Origin of the sequence: Methylobacterium sp. 17Sr1-1 (assembly GCF_003173775.1) — a bacterium.
Lineage (GTDB): Bacteria > Pseudomonadota > Alphaproteobacteria > Rhizobiales > Beijerinckiaceae > Methylobacterium.
The window spans coordinates 4117688-4131477 of the sequence record NZ_CP029552.1 but is presented as its reverse complement, the minus strand read 5'-3'; the positions used below and the strand labels follow the sequence as shown (position 1 = coordinate 4131477).

Annotated in this window: 11 protein-coding genes and 1 pseudogene; 2 read left to right on the top strand and 10 right to left on the bottom strand. The window is 71.1% G+C overall.

Translation table 11 applies throughout. The annotated features are described in order from the left end of the window. Positions 1-39 precede the first annotated feature (39 nt). The 5 genes from DK412_RS18580 to DK412_RS18560 form a co-directional block, all read right to left on the bottom strand. On the bottom strand, positions 40-351 hold the full coding sequence (locus tag DK412_RS18580) for a DUF1330 domain-containing protein (RefSeq protein WP_109973151.1): 312 nt from the start codon (positions 349-351) through the stop codon (positions 40-42). Between the two features lie 31 nt (positions 352-382). Further along, positions 383-1093, bottom strand: coding sequence for an orotidine-5'-phosphate decarboxylase (gene pyrF / locus DK412_RS18575; RefSeq protein WP_109973150.1), 711 nt, complete (start codon positions 1091-1093; stop codon positions 383-385). 344 nt (positions 1094-1437) lie between these two features. Continuing rightward, positions 1438-2142, bottom strand: coding sequence for a uracil-DNA glycosylase family protein (locus DK412_RS18570; RefSeq protein ID WP_109975359.1), 705 nt, complete (start codon positions 2140-2142; stop codon positions 1438-1440). A gap of 40 nt (positions 2143-2182) precedes the next feature. Continuing rightward, positions 2183-4399 carry a xanthine dehydrogenase family protein molybdopterin-binding subunit gene (locus DK412_RS18565; protein WP_109973149.1) on the bottom strand — a complete coding sequence of 739 codons (2217 nt, stop codon included), beginning with the start codon at positions 4397-4399 and terminating at the stop codon, positions 2183-2185. 13 nt (positions 4400-4412) lie between these two features. Next, a complete protein-coding gene (locus tag DK412_RS18560; protein WP_109973148.1) occupies positions 4413-4868 on the bottom strand; it encodes a (2Fe-2S)-binding protein in 456 nt (151 codons plus the stop codon). A gap of 244 nt (positions 4869-5112) precedes the next feature. On the opposite strand from DK412_RS18560, the pseudogene DK412_RS18555 reads away from it, so the two are divergent. Continuing rightward, positions 5113-6641, top strand: a pseudogene (locus tag DK412_RS18555) (HAMP domain-containing sensor histidine kinase). A 296-nt stretch (positions 6642-6937) separates the two neighbouring features. On the opposite strand, the gene DK412_RS18550 reads toward DK412_RS18555, so the two are convergent. From DK412_RS18550 to DK412_RS18540, 3 genes are all read right to left on the bottom strand, one after another. Next, positions 6938-8173, bottom strand: coding sequence for a histidine kinase dimerization/phosphoacceptor domain -containing protein (locus DK412_RS18550; RefSeq protein WP_109973147.1), 1236 nt, complete (start codon positions 8171-8173; stop codon positions 6938-6940). A gap of 132 nt (positions 8174-8305) precedes the next feature. Then, complete coding sequence (locus tag DK412_RS18545; protein WP_109973146.1) at positions 8306-9166, bottom strand: phosphoribulokinase; 861 nt, start codon at positions 9164-9166, stop codon at positions 8306-8308. Between the two features lie 6 nt (positions 9167-9172). Further along, positions 9173-10066 carry a fructose-bisphosphatase gene (locus DK412_RS18540; RefSeq protein ID WP_109973145.1) on the bottom strand — a complete coding sequence of 298 codons (894 nt, stop codon included), beginning with the start codon at positions 10064-10066 and terminating at the stop codon, positions 9173-9175. A 210-nt stretch (positions 10067-10276) separates the two neighbouring features. On the opposite strand from DK412_RS18540, the gene DK412_RS18535 reads away from it, so the two are divergent. After that, positions 10277-11203, top strand: a complete 927-nt coding sequence (locus tag DK412_RS18535; RefSeq protein WP_109975358.1) for a LysR family transcriptional regulator — start codon at positions 10277-10279, stop codon at positions 11201-11203. Positions 11204-11493: 290 nt separating this feature from the next. Here DK412_RS18535 and DK412_RS18530 read toward each other — a convergent pair whose 3' ends face one another. Further along, positions 11494-12627 (bottom strand): HD domain-containing phosphohydrolase, encoded by a 1134-nt coding sequence (locus DK412_RS18530; RefSeq protein WP_109973144.1) that lies wholly within the window; start codon positions 12625-12627, stop codon positions 11494-11496. Between the two features lie 520 nt (positions 12628-13147). Further along, the gene (locus DK412_RS18525; RefSeq protein ID WP_245447072.1) at positions 13148-13477 is read right to left on the bottom strand and encodes a hypothetical protein; all 330 of its coding nucleotides are present in this window, start codon (positions 13475-13477) and stop codon (positions 13148-13150) included. Positions 13478-13790 lie beyond the last annotated feature (313 nt).

The window sequence follows — 13790 nt, the reverse complement described above, 5'->3', positions numbered from 1 at the left end:
TGCGCCAGCCCCAACCTGAGGATTCGCCCGCCGCCACTCTCAGGCCTCGCCCGGCTGCGGCCCGTCATAGCCCTCGATCACGATGAGATCGATCTCGGCGCCGCCCTCCTGCTTGGCGCGGGCGGCCTGGTACTCGGGCGAGTTCCAGCAGGCGAGGGCCTGATCGTAGCTCGGGAACTCGATCACCACGTTGCGGGCGCGGCTCGATCCGCTCACCGCCTCGAAGCTCCCGCCGCGCACCAGGAAGCGTCCGCCGAATTGGGCGAAAGCGACGCCGTTGGCCGCGACGTAGTTCTTGTAGGCCTCCGGGTTCGAGACGTCGACGCGGCCGATCCAGTATCCCTTCGCCATTGAAGTCCTCCCGTTGTTGTCAGCGCCCGATCTAGAGCGCGGCGGCCATCTCGTCGACGATGCGGCGGGCGACGTCGCGCGGGTCGGCGGCGCCGGTGATCGGCCGGCCGACGACGATGTGGTCGACGCCGGCGCGCATCGCCTCGGCGGGGGTCACGACGCGCTTCTGGTCGCCGATCGCGGCGCCGGCCGGCCGGATGCCCGGCGTGACGATCAGCCGGCCGGGCCCGAGGATCTCCCGCACCTGCGGCGCCTCCGCCGCCGAGCAGACGATGCCGTCGATGCCGATCGCCTTGGCGGCGGCGGCCCGCACCGCGACGAGGTCGGCGACCGTCAGCGCGTAGCCGGCCTCGCGCGCATCCGCGTCGTCGTAGGAGGTGAGCACCGTCACGCCGAGGATCTTCAGGCCGCTTCCCGCCCGGTCGCGCCCGCCGGCCGCCGCCCGCATGGTCTGCGGGTAGGCGTGCACGGTGAGGAAGGTGGCGCCGATCCCGGCGAGCGACTGCACGCCCTCCTCGACGGTGTTGCCGATGTCGTGGAGCTTGAGGTCGAGGAAGACCTTGTGGCCGCCCCGCACCAGCCGCTCGGCGAGGTTGAGGCCGCCGGCATAGCCGAGGCGGTAGCCGATCTTGTAGAAGCTCGCGGCGTCGCCGATCCGCGCGATCAGGCGCTCGGCCTCGTCGGTGCTCGCCATGTCGAGGGCGACGATCAGGCGGTCGCGGGGGCTGATGGGCTCGGGCACGGGACCTCCAGAAATGTCGTCGGGCGCACCCATCACGGAGTGCGTCCGCGGAATCAAGCCCAGGCCATGACGTCGGATCGCTAGCGGCGTCAGCCGGTGCCGGCCTCTTCATCGTCATCGCGAGCCGGCTTGAGATTTTCCCACCCTTTCCCGGACGACTGGAACGAAGTGGAAGGAGATCCGGGATCCAGCCGTAAGACTCGCCGCGAAGCGGCTCTGAATGTTGCACCGTTGCAGATCCACGGACGCTTCGCGACTTCCTGTGCTGGATCCCGGATCTCCTTCCGCTTCGCTACAGTCGTCCGGGAAAGGGGCGAGATTTAATCAGAGACCGGACCGGCCAATCAGCGCGACGGCTCCCGTCTCACCTCCTCCGCCAAGCGCGCCACCTCCGCCCGCAAGACCGGCAACAGCTCCGCCTCGAACCACGGATGCTTCTTGAGCCACGGCGTGTTGCGCCAGGACGGGTGGGGCAGCGGCAGCAGGCGGGGGCGCTGAGACCCCGAAACAATCTCGCGCCAGCGGGCCACCGTGCCGGTGAGGCCGCCGGGCTGGCGGCCGAGATGCCAGGCTTGCGCGTACTGGCCGATCAGGAGGATCAGCTCCAGGTCGGGCAGGCCGGCGAGGAGCGGCGCGCGCCAGGTCTCGGCGCATTCGCGCCGCGGCGGCAGGTCGCCGCCCTTGGTGTCGTGGCCCGGGAAGCAGGCGCCCATCGGCACGATCGCGATCAGGTCGGGGTCGTAGAAGGCCGGCTCGTCGAGGCCGAGCCACGCGCGCAGGCGCTTGCCCGACGGGTCCTGGAACGGCACCCCGCTCTGGAACGCCCTGTTGCCCGGCGCCTGGCTGGCGATGCAGATCCGGGCGCGGGACGTGCCCTGGACGATCGGCCGCGGCTCGACCGGGAGCGGCGGCCCGTGGCGCGGCGCGTCGCGGCAGAGTCGGCAGGCGCGCACCCGCTCGGCCGTCCCGGCGAAGTCGGGTGCGGATGAAAAAAGGGTGCGGCTCTCGCCGCACCCTGAAGTCGTCTCGGGTCCAAAACTGGAAGTCATGCCCTTCATATAGGGCAGGGGTTAAGGGTGTGGTGCGCGATCACACGCCGCGGAGCGCCGTGAGGTCGAGGGGGAGCGAGCGCAGGCGCTGGCCGGTGGCGGCGAAGACCGCGTTCGCGATCGCCGGAGCCAGCACCGGCACGCCGGGCTCGCCGATGCCGGTCGGGGCGGCGGCCGAGGGCACGATGTGGACCTCGACCTTCGGCATCTCGCTCATCCGGGTCGGCTCGTAGGCGTCGAAGTTCTTCTCCTGCACCTCGCCGTCCTTGAAGGTGATCTTGTTGCGCAGGACCGCCGAGAGGGCGAAGCCGACCGCGCCCTCGACCTGGGCCCGGATGACGTCCGGGTTCACCGCCACGCCGACATCCACCGCCGCGACGATGCGGTTCACCTTCACCTTGCCGGCCTCCGCCGTCACGTCGGCCACCATCGCCACGTAGGAGCCGAAGGATTCGTGCGCGGCGACGCCGTAGCCGCGGCCGGGCTTCGCCTCGCGGGCGCTCCAGCCCGCCTTCTCGGCGGCCAGCGTCAGCGCGGCGGAGAGGCGCGGCGCCTGTTTCAGGAGGCCGAGGCGGTAGGCCACCGGGTCCTGGCCGGCGGCGTGGGCGAGCTCGTCGATGAATACCTCCATCGCCTGCGCGGTGTGCGAGTGCCCGACCGAGCGCCACCACAGGACCGGCACGCCCTCGCGGGCGTTGTGGACCTCGAACCGGTAGGCCGGCAGGGCGTAGGGGGTGTCGGACGCGCCCTCGACGGTGGTGGCGTCGACGCCGTCCTTGACCATCATAGCCTCGAGGGGCGTGCCGATGATGATCGACTTGCCGACGATGCGGTGCTCCCAGCCGGTGATCGCCCCCTTGGCGTCGAGGCCGGCGCGGATGCGGTGATAGGCGGCCGGGCGATAGTAGCCGCCGGTGATGTCGTCCTCGCGGGTCCAGACCAGGTGGATCGGGGCCTTCTCGCCGGTGGCCTTCAGGATCGCGGCGGCCTCGGCGATGTAGTCGGCCGAGGCCGTGGCGCGCCGGCCGAAGGAGCCGCCGGCCCACAGGGTGGTGATGCGGATCTTGTCGGCGGTGGTGCCGAGGATGCCGGCGGCCACCGCCTGCTCGATGGTCTGGAACTGCGAGCCGGCATAGATCTCGTAGCCGCCGTCGGCCGCGCGCTCGATCGTGGCGTTGAGCGGCTCCATCGGGGCGTGCGCGAGGTAGGGGAAGCTGAACTCCGCCTCCAGCACCTTGGCCGCGCCCTTGATGGCGCCGGCGGCGTCGCCCCGCTGCGAGGCGAGGAGACCGGGCTTCTCGGCCATCGCCTTGTAGGCGGCGGCTTGCGACTCGGTGGATTGCCGCTCGGCGCCGGCATCGTCCCAGGTGATTTTGAGGGCCTCGCGGCCCCTCATCGCCGACCAGGTGTCCTTCGCCACCACGGCGACGCCGCTCGGGATCCGCACCACCTGGACGACGCCCGGCACCGCCTTGGCGGCGCTGTCATCCACCGATTTCAGCGTCGCGCCGAAGCGCGGGGCGCGGGCGACGAGGGCCGTGAGCTGGCCCGGCCGGCGCACGTCGAGGGCGTATTGCGCGCTGCCGTCGGTCTTCGCCTTCGAATCGAGCCGCGGCAGCCTGGTGCCGATCAGCCGGAAGGCGGACGGATCCTTGAGGGTCGGATTCTCGGGGACCGGCTGCACGGCCGCCTTGGCGGCGAAGGCGCCGAAGCGGGCCTCCTTGCCGCTGGCGTGGCGCAGCACGCCCTTCTCGATTCCGATCTCGCCGGCCGGCACCTTCCACTCTTGCGCCGCGGCCGCGACCAGCATCGCGCGGGCGGCGGCGCCGGCCTTGCGCAGCTGGATCCAGGAATTCGCCACCGCGGTCGAGCCGCCGGTGCCCTGGATCGGCCCGAAGGCGAGGTTGTTGTAGAGGCTGGCATCGGCCGGAGCGAAGACCGCGCGCATCTGCGCCCAGTCGGCGTCGAGCTCCTCGGCCACGATGGTGGCCAGGCCCGTCGTGTTGCCCTGGCCCATGTCGAGGTGCTTGATCACCACCGTCACGGTGTCGTCGGCGGCGATGCGCACGAAGGCGTTGGGCTTCGCCGGGGCCTTCGACAGGTCGGGGCCGCCATTGGCCCGCGCGCCCTTCGGGTCGAGGTGGAGCCCGATCACCAGGGCACCGCCGGCGGCGGCAGTGCCACGCAGGAAGGCGCGGCGGGAAGGAACGGATGACTCGACGGCGCTGTCGTGCGTCTTGAGGCTGTGGTTCAGCATGGCGGCGTCCCGGTCAGGCGAGGGAGCGGGCGGCGTCGTGGATCGCCGCGCGGATGCGCTGGTAGGTGCCGCAGCGGCAGACGTTGCCGTCCATGGCGGCGTCGATGTCGGCGTCGCTCGGCGTCTTGTTCTCCGAGAGGAGGCCGATCGCCGACATCATCTGGCCCGACTGGCAGTAGCCGCACTGCACCACGTCGAGGCTGCGCCAGGCGGTGCGGACCGCCTCGGCCACCGGGCCGGAAATGCCCTCGATGGTGGTGATCTTCCCCTCGCCGACATCGCCGAGGCGGGTCTGGCACGAGCGCACCGGCTGCCCGTCGATGTGGACCGTGCAGGCGCCGCACTGCGCGATGCCGCAGCCGTACTTCGTGCCGGTGAGGTTGAGGTGGTCGCGGATCGCCCAGAGGAGCGGCATCTCGGGATCGGCCTCGACCTCGTAGGTCCGGCCGTTGAGGGTGAGCTTCGTCATCGTGCGCTTCCGACGAGAGGCTGGAACGGTTCCAGGGCTTCTTGTGTGCGGCTGCTCCTGGACCCTCGGCAAGCGGGACCGATGTGCGCCAGCGCACCCCTCCGCGCGTGTCGCAGCGGCAGGGCGGGACGGGCGATCCGTCGCATTCGTGGGGTTCCGGCAGGAGGACCTTAACGAAGTTCGGTCAGCCTCTCCCGGACCGGCCGACGGTCCCACGCGGCGAGGAGCGGCAGACCCGATCGCGATGTCCGAAGTCACGGCGGAAATGGTCCAGCGCGGGCGCGGCCCGACGGCGGAGGAGGCGGCCCGGCGGCGCAAGGTCGCGCGGGACGTGCGCTCCGCCCGCGAGCGGCTGACCTCGTCGATCGGGCTCGAGCGGGCCTTCGATTACGAGTTGCTGCGCGTCTACGCCCAGTACCGCATCGGCGCCTTCCTGCCGCTGGTGGTGCTGGCCTGCTGCATCGCCGCCGCCGCGATGTTCTGGGCGCCGGTGCTCCTCAGCGGCACCTGGTGCGCCGGCGTCCTGGCGGTGATCGCCGGCAACACCGCGCTCGCCCGCTCCTTCCTGCGCCAGGATCCGGACGCGCTGTCGCTGCCGGCCTCGCGTCGGCGGGTGATCGTCGGCGAGGTGGTCCAGAGCGTCGCCTGGGCGCTGCTCGTGCTGATGCTGCTCCAGGTCGAGGCGGCGAACGCCCGCACCTTCGTGATGTTCGTCCTCGTCATCGTGGCCGCCGTGACCACGATGCTCGCCGCCACGGTGCCGCTCGGCGCCTATGCGGGCCTCCTGCCGCTCAGCGCCGCCACCGCGGCGCTCCTGTGCCTGTCGCGGGAGGCGGAATCGGTCCTGCTCGTCGGCATGGCGGTCTGCGCGCAGCTGTTCTTCCTGTTCCTGTCGAATCACCTGCACGCCTCGACGGTCTCGGCGCTGCAATCGCGGGCCGAGAAGGACGCGATCTTCGGCGAACTGGAGCAGGCCAAGGCCAATTCCGACGAAGCGCGCCGGCGCGCCGAGGAGGCCAACCTCGCCAAATCCCGCTTCCTCGCCACCATGAGCCACGAGCTGCGCACGCCGCTCAACGCCATCCTGGGCTTCTCGGAGGTGATGAAGAACGAGGTGTTCGGCCCGCATTCCTCGGGCTCCTACCGAGAGTACTCGACCGACATCCACGACAGCGGCCTGCACCTGCTCAACCTCATCAACGAGATCCTCGACCTCTCGCGCATCGAGGCCGGGCGCTACGAGCTCAACGAGGAGGCCCTCCAGCTCGCCTACGTGGTCGAGGAGAGCCGGCACATGATGGGCTTGCGCGCGCGGGCCAAGAACCAGACCTTCCACGAGCTCATCGACCCCACCTTGCCGCGGCTCTGGGCCGACGAGCGGGCGTTGCGCCAGATCGTGCTCAACGTCCTGTCGAACGCGATCAAGTTCACGCCGCCGGGGGCGAGATCACCATCAAGGTCGGCTGGACCTCGTCGGGCGGGCAATATGTCAGCGTGAAGGATACTGGACCCGGCATCCCCGAGGACGAGATCCCGACGGTGATGTCGTCCTTCGGCCGCGGCTCGCTGGCGATCAAGACCGCCGAGCAGGGGTCGGGCCTGGGGTTGCCCATCGTGAAGGGTCTCGTCGACCTGCATGGCGGCGGCTTCCAGCTGAAGTCGCGCCCGCGCGAGGGCACCGAGGTCATCGTCACCTTCCCGGCGACCCGGGTGATGGACGCGCTGCCGGCGCTGGCGGAGGAGACGCCGGCGCGGCCGGTTCGGGCGGCGTGAGGGACGGCAGTTTCTCCTGGCACGGCCGTCGTGACATCAGCCGACGGCAATCGTAACGCTCCCCTTTCCCGGACGACTGCAGCGAAGCGGAAGGAGATCCGGGATCCAGCAGAAAAAGTCGCGAAGCGCTTGCTTGTCTGCAACGTTGCAGCATTCGGAGCCGCTTCGCGGCACGTCCTCTGCTGGATCCCGGATCTCCTTCCACTTCGCTGCAGTCGTCCGGGAAAGGGAAGCGGCTCGCGAAAGACAATCCGCAACGGTCATCGCTCCGTTCATGAGCGCCGCGCCGAACACCCTCACCCCAGCGGAATATCCAGCACGAACTGCGCCCCCGGCTTGCCCTCCGCGGTGCTCAGGCGTCCGTCGAGCTGGCGGATCAGGCTGGCGATGATCTTGAGGCCCAGGGAGCGCTGGCGCATCGACACGTCGAAGCCCGGCGGCAGGCCGACGCCCTCGTCGCGGACCGAGAGGCGCAGGCCCTCGTCGCGGACCGAGAGGCTGACTCGCACCGGCCCGGTGCCGTGCGGATAGGCGTGCTTGACCGCGTTGGTCACCAGTTCGTTGACGACGAGGCCGATCGGGATCGCCTGGTCGGCGCTGATCACCTTCGAATCGGCCTCGCAGACGAGGTCGTGGCCCGGCGCCTCTTCCCGGAGCTTCGTCACCAGCTCGCGCAGGAAGTCGGCCAGTTCGACCATGCCGAGCTGGTGGATGCCGCGCCAGAGGTGGTCATGCACCTCGGCCACGGTGGCGATGCGCGCGCCCGCATCCTCGAGGGCGTGGCGCACCTCCTCGGACTGAGCGTCCCGCGCCTGGAGCCGCAGCAGGCCCGCCACCACGCCGAGGCTGTTCTTGACCCGGTGGCTCATCTCCCGGGTGAGCTGCACCTGGTGGTCGAGGGCGTCGCGCAGGCGCGCATCGCCCTGATGGCGCTCGACCGCGATGCCGATCAGGCCGGCGAAGCCCGCGAGGAATTCCTGGTCGGCGCGGTCGAAGCCGTGGCCCTCGGTGCCCCAGGCCTCGAGCACGCCATAGGCGCGCCGGCTCTCGTCGCCGAGCGCGATCGGCACGTTGACCGCGTGGCAGGGGCCGGCGGGCGCCGGTCCCTCCGACCGGTGCAGCGCCTTCGGCATTAGGCCTTCCGGTACATGGAAGCGTGCGCCGTTATGCTCGGCCCCCGGGCGGATCCCGTTGGCGAGCACGCCGGCACCGGTGCGAAAGGCGTAGGCCGCCGGCGTCGCCTCGTCCCCGGCCGCGAAATCCGTCCCGACCCGGTCGTCGCCGAGACCCGTGCAGGCCCGGATCACGAAGGCGTGATCGCTGGCGCGGTATTCCAGGACCTGGCAGCATGCAGCGCCCAGGGCCTCGGCGCAGAGCTCGCTCGCCCGCCCCAGCAGCGCGTCGAGGTCGCGGGTCTGCAGCGCCATCCGGGCGAAGGCGCCCATCAGCGCCTGCTGCCGCAGCCGGTACGGCAGTTCCGCCCGGCCGTTCCCGGCCTCGTGCGCCTCACGGATCGACCCGTCACTCGCCATCCACCGGGACTCTCGCAAACTCGGGGTGCCTTCCCCTTCGGGGGCCTCGCCCCCGAGGTGCCTTCCCGCAGGTACGTCGACTGGCCGGACTCTTACGCCATCCTGCCCCGAGCACAAGCCGAGCCGATGGGCCTAGAGCAGACGGCGCCGGCGCTCGACCAGGCGCAGGATCATCGGGGTCAGGATCAGCTGCATCGCGAGGTCGAGCTTGCCGCCGGGGATCACCACCGAGTTCGCCCGCGACATGAAGCTGCCGGCGATCATCGAGATCAGGTAGGGGAAATCGATGCCGCGGGGATCGCGGAAGCGGATCACCACCATCGACTCGTCGGCGGTCGGGATCCAGCGGGCGACGAACGGGTTCGAGGTATCGACCGTCGGGATGCGCTGGAAATTGATGTCGGTGTTGGTGAATTGCGGGCAGATGGTGGTGACGTAGTCGGGCATCCGGCGCAGGATCACGTCGGTCACCGCCTCGGTCGAGTAGCCGCGGGCGGCCTTGTCGCGGTGGAGCTTCTGGATCCATTCCAGGTTGATCACCGGCACCACGCCGATCCTGAGATCGGCTTGACCCGCGATGTCGATCCGCTCGGTGGTCAGCGCCCCGTGCAGGCCCTCGTAGAACAGCAGGTCCGACCCCTCCGGAAAATCCTCCCAGGGCGTGAAGGTGCCGGGCTCGGCGTGGAAGCGCGCGGCATCCTCGGCATCGTGCACGTAGTGCCGGGTGCGGCCGCGGCCCGAGGCGGCGTAGTCGCGAAACACCGCCTCCAGCTCGGAGAGCAGGTTCGCCCGCTCGCCGAAATGGCTCAGGGTCGGCTCCCGCGCCTCCGCCTCGCGCATCGCCGCCCGGTCGAGGGCGTGGAAGGCGTCGCCCTCGATGAACACCGCCGCCACGCCCTCGCGGCGAAAAATCTGCTCGAAGGTGTTGCGCACCGAGGTGGTGCCGGAGCCCGACGACCCGGTCACCGACACGATGGGATGGAGCGCCGACACCGCGGGTCAGGCCCGCAGCAGCCCGCGCGGGGCGAAGAGCGGCGAGCCGCCGGCGTCGCGGTCCGCCTCGAGGCGGCGGGCGAGGTCCGCCACCGCCCGGGCCGGCCCGATCGCCAGCGGCGTCGTCCGGTCGAGGCCGCCGGCGGCGAGGTCGAGGATCGCGCGCCCGCGCTCGTCGGTGGCCGCCCCGCCGGCAGCCTCGACCGCGAGCGCGATCGGCGCCGCCTCGTGAACGAGCCGGAGCCCTGCCTCCGCGCCAAGATCCGCCACGCGAAGATCCGCAGGGCGCAGATGCAGGCCGCCGCGGGTCAGCACCCGCTGGGCGCAGGCCGCGAGCGAGGCGAGGGGGGCGGTCCGGGCCCCTTGCGCGCCCCGCGCCGCCTCGCCGCCGATGGCCTCCGGCGGCACGCGGAGCACGGCCGGCGGCCGGAAGGTGCCGCTCCGCGGATCGAGGACCCGCGTCGTCGTCGCGGCGCCGTCGGTCAGGGTCAGGAGGGTGCGCGGGCCGTAGACGACGAAGCCCGCGGCGACCTGGGTCCGGCCCGGGGCCAGGAACGCCGCCTCGGGATCCGGCCCGGCCGGCCGCAGGGAGAACAGCGTTCCGGCCGGCATCCCACCCTCGAGGTCGTCCGCCCCCTCGAGAGCTGAGAGGGCGAGGACGTAGGCGGCGCCGGCGAGGCGCGGCTCCGGCCGCTCCGCGTCGCGCCAGGCGAGGGCGGCGATCTCGGCCCCGCGCAGGGCCTCGGCGAAGATCCGCCGGGCGGCGGCCCGCGGATCCCCGGGAAGCGTCGCGATCAGCGCGGCGGTCGCCGCCGCCGCCGCCGCGAGGGCGGCGAGCACCGGCCCGGCGGCCGGCTGGCGCCGCGGCGGCGGCATGTCGGTGCGGGCGCTCAGAAGCATGTGCGACTCCGGAAGATGCCCCAGATGGAACGGATGCCCCAGATGGACCTGCCCGTGGTCTCGGTCGCAGCTTAGGCGCGGGCCCGGATTGCGTCATCCTGTCCCGAAGTACGGGATGCGCCGGGGCGGGCCGCGATGTCGGATCGGACTCTCACCTCACACTCCAAGGGCCGGGACACGGGGCCGAGGAACCGGATGGCGCAGGACCGGATACGCAACCTCTCGCTCAAGCAGCTCCACGCCGTCGCGGCGATCGCGCGGCTCGGCACCATGACGCGCGCGGCGCAGGAGCTGAACGTGACCCCGGCGGCCCTGACCGCGCGGATCAAGGGGCTCGAGGACGAGATCGGCCTGCTCCTGTTCGACCGCACCCATGCGGGGCTGAAGCCGACCGATGCCGGCCGCGAGCTGCTCTGGGCGATCGACAGCATCGGCACCGTGCTGGAGACCTGCACCGAGCGGCTGAGGGCCCTGCGCGGCGGCCAGGGCGGACGGGTCTCGCTCGGCGTGGTCTCGACCGCGAAGTACTTCGCGCCGCGGATCGTCGGCGGCTTCGCCCGCGCCCATCCGGGGATCGAGATCGACCTCGTGGTCGGCAACCGCGGCGCCACCGTCGAGGCCCTGCGCGACTACCGGGTCGACCTCGCCCTGATGGGCCGCGCGCCCCGGGACTTCCCGATCACCGCCGAGACCGTCGGACCCCATCCCCTGGTGGTGATCGCCGCACCCGACCACCGCTTCGCCGGGCGGCGCGGCCTGACCCGGGCGGAACTGGCCGAGGAGCCGTTCCTGGTGCGCGAATACGGCTCGGGCACCCGCACGGTGTTCGAGGAGTTCATGGCCGGCCTCCTGATCCGCCGCGCCCGCATCGGCATCGACAGCGGCTCGAACGAGACCATCAAGCAGACCGTGATGGCGGGTCTCGGGGTCGCGCTGATCTCGGGCCACACGGTGGCGGCGGAGGTGGCCGACGGCCGGCTCGTGCTCCTCGACGTCGAGGGCCTGCCGATCCGCCGCGACTGGTTCTCGGTGCGCCGGGCCGACAAGGTGCTGAGTCCCGCCGGCCAGGCGTTCTGGGATTTTCTGGTCGAGGAGGGCGCCGCCTGGCTGCCGGAGCTGCCGGTTCCGGCCGGCTAGAACAGAATCTTATCGCGCTGCGGCACACGGTTCGCCACTGTCATCGATATGCGCTGCATGAGCGATCCAGGCTCCCCCTTTCCCGGACGATCGAAGCGAAGCGAAAGGAGATCCGGGATCCAGGGGAGAAGCGCCGCGAAGCGGCTCCGAATGCTGCACCGTTGCAGACACAAGGACGCGTCGCGACTTTTTGCGCTGGATCCCGGATCTCCTTCCGCTGACGCTTCCGGCGTCCGGGAAAAGGTGGCGAGGCTGTGTGCGACCGTACCGGAGCGAGGCGTTGCGGAGGGTCAGGCCGCCTCATCCGCGCGCGGCGCGACCTCGACCGGCACCTCCCGGGGGAGGGACGGCACCCGGGCCCAGGGCTCGATCCGGAACGGGACGTCGCGCAGATGCGCAGAGGCACCGGCGCCGACCGCCACGATGTCGTCCCAGCGCGACAGGAAGGCGGCGACGCAGGCCGGATCGAAGTGGTGGCCGCTCTCCGCCGCGATGCAAGCCCGCGCTTCGGACAGCGGCATCGCCGCCTTGTAGGGGCGCTCGGTGGTCAGCGCGTCGAACACGTCGGCGACGGCGACGATCCGGGCGGCGAGGGGAATCGCCTCGCCGGACAGGCCGTTCGGATAGCCGCCGCCGTCCCAGCGCTCGTGGTGGGATTCGGCGATCTCCGACGCGAGTCCGATCAACTCGCAGTTGCTGCCGCCCAGGATGCGCTTGCCGATCGCCGCATGGGTGCGGATCAGGGCGAATTCCTCCTCGTCGAGGCGGCCGGGCTTGAGCAGCACGCCATCGGGGATCGCGACCTTGCCGACGTCGTGGAGCGGGGCCGCGAGATAGACGCGGCGGCAGAAATCCGCGTCGAGCCCGAGGGCCTCGGCCATGATCTGGCTGTAGCGGGCGACGCGCCAGGTGTGGTCGCCGGTGTCGTTGTCCCGGTACTCCACCGCCAGCGAGAGGCGGAAGATGATCTCGGCCTCGCGCTCGCGCAGGGTGCGCACCGCCGTCTCGACCTCGCCGGCGAGCCAGGAGGCCTGGTCGTCGAGGCGGCGCACGGCGGTGGCCAGCCGCACCAGATTGCGCAGCCGGACCTGGAGCTCGACGCGGCCGGTGCGCTTGTCGAGGAAGTCGGTGGCGCCCGCATCCAGGGCGGCGAGGCGCACTGCGTCGCTCACCTCGCTGGTGATCATCACGATCGGCACCTGGGCGTAGTGCGCGATGCCCCGCAACTGCCGGATGACGTCGATGCCGTCCATCTCGGGCATGTTGTAATCGACGAGCACGAGGTCGAAGGCGCGCATGCGCGCCTCGTCGAGTGCCAGCAGCGGATTCCGGAAGATGGAGGTGACGGCCTGCCGGTCCTGCTCCAGCAGCCGCTTCATCTGAGCCAGCACCGCCTGGCTGTCGTCGATGACGAGTACGTCCATCTGCCATCCCCCGCGGCGCACGACCACCGGCCTTGGGCCGGGTCCCGCGGCATGGGAAGCCGGACGGCTTCCCGCATTCGAAGCCAGGGTTCGATCCCTGGCTCGGGAGAGGATGGGGTTTCCGAGCTTAACTGAGAGTAAATAATCGATCGGGAGTCGAGGATTCAGGCTGGAGGCCGCGATCTCACGGCTATCGGGTTCCCGGGCCTTGATCTAACGGTGATCTACGCACCGTCCTGATGGATCGCAGGCGGCAGAGCCGGAGGCCGGTCACGGCCGAAAACGATCCCGGCTTCCGCAACCGATATCGGGAATACTCCGCGCCGGATCGACAGGATTGTCTTCGGAGTATCGACAGCACCGGAGAGTGTCGTCGAGACGAACGCCCGAGTCTGCATTCCGATGTCGGGGGATACGGCCGGATCTGTTCGAGCGGCGGCTGCCGCGCCGTCGATCGTCGCGGGCCGCAACCGGCGGGGTGCGGAGCGGCCGGACGGCCGCTCGCGCGGGAGCCTGGCGCTCAGAAGAAAAAGCGCGGGCCGTAGACCCGGCGATACGGCCGGTAATAGGGCCGGTAGTACCGGCGGTAGTACGGGCGATAGGCGCGCCGGTAGTACGGACGGTAATAGTAGCGGCGATAGGGCCGGTAGCCGTAATACCGGCGGTAGGGCCGGTAGCGGTAGTAGCGGCGGTAATAGTAGGCCTTGTCGACCAGCGGCGCGGCGGCGCTGGCCTCGGCCGCGAGGGCGCCGGCGCTCGGCAGGGCGGCGGCGGAGCTGCGGCTGGTGCCGAGCCCGAGCCCGGCGACGAGCAGGGTCAGGACCAGGCTGATCCATCGAAGGGCACGCATGGTGTCGGTCTCCCTCGGGCGGCGCGGCGCTCAAGGCCGGCGCCCCGGCTGTAGGGTAACAACGAGGCTCGGTTCCCGCCCCGTACGGAAGGGCGGGACGCCCGCCGGAGGTCCGAGGGGCGGTGGGGGTCATCTAGACGCCCCCGGCCCCGCTTCAATCGACGGTGGCGAAAAACTTGCGGTGAACTTGATCCGTCGGGCAGGTCTTGTTCCGGCAGGTCTTGTTCGAGGATGCCTGGCTCGCGCAGGTCTTGTTCGAGCAGTTCCTTGCAGGCAGGTCTCGCGGCGCGGTCCCGGCCTGCGGCCCCTGGCT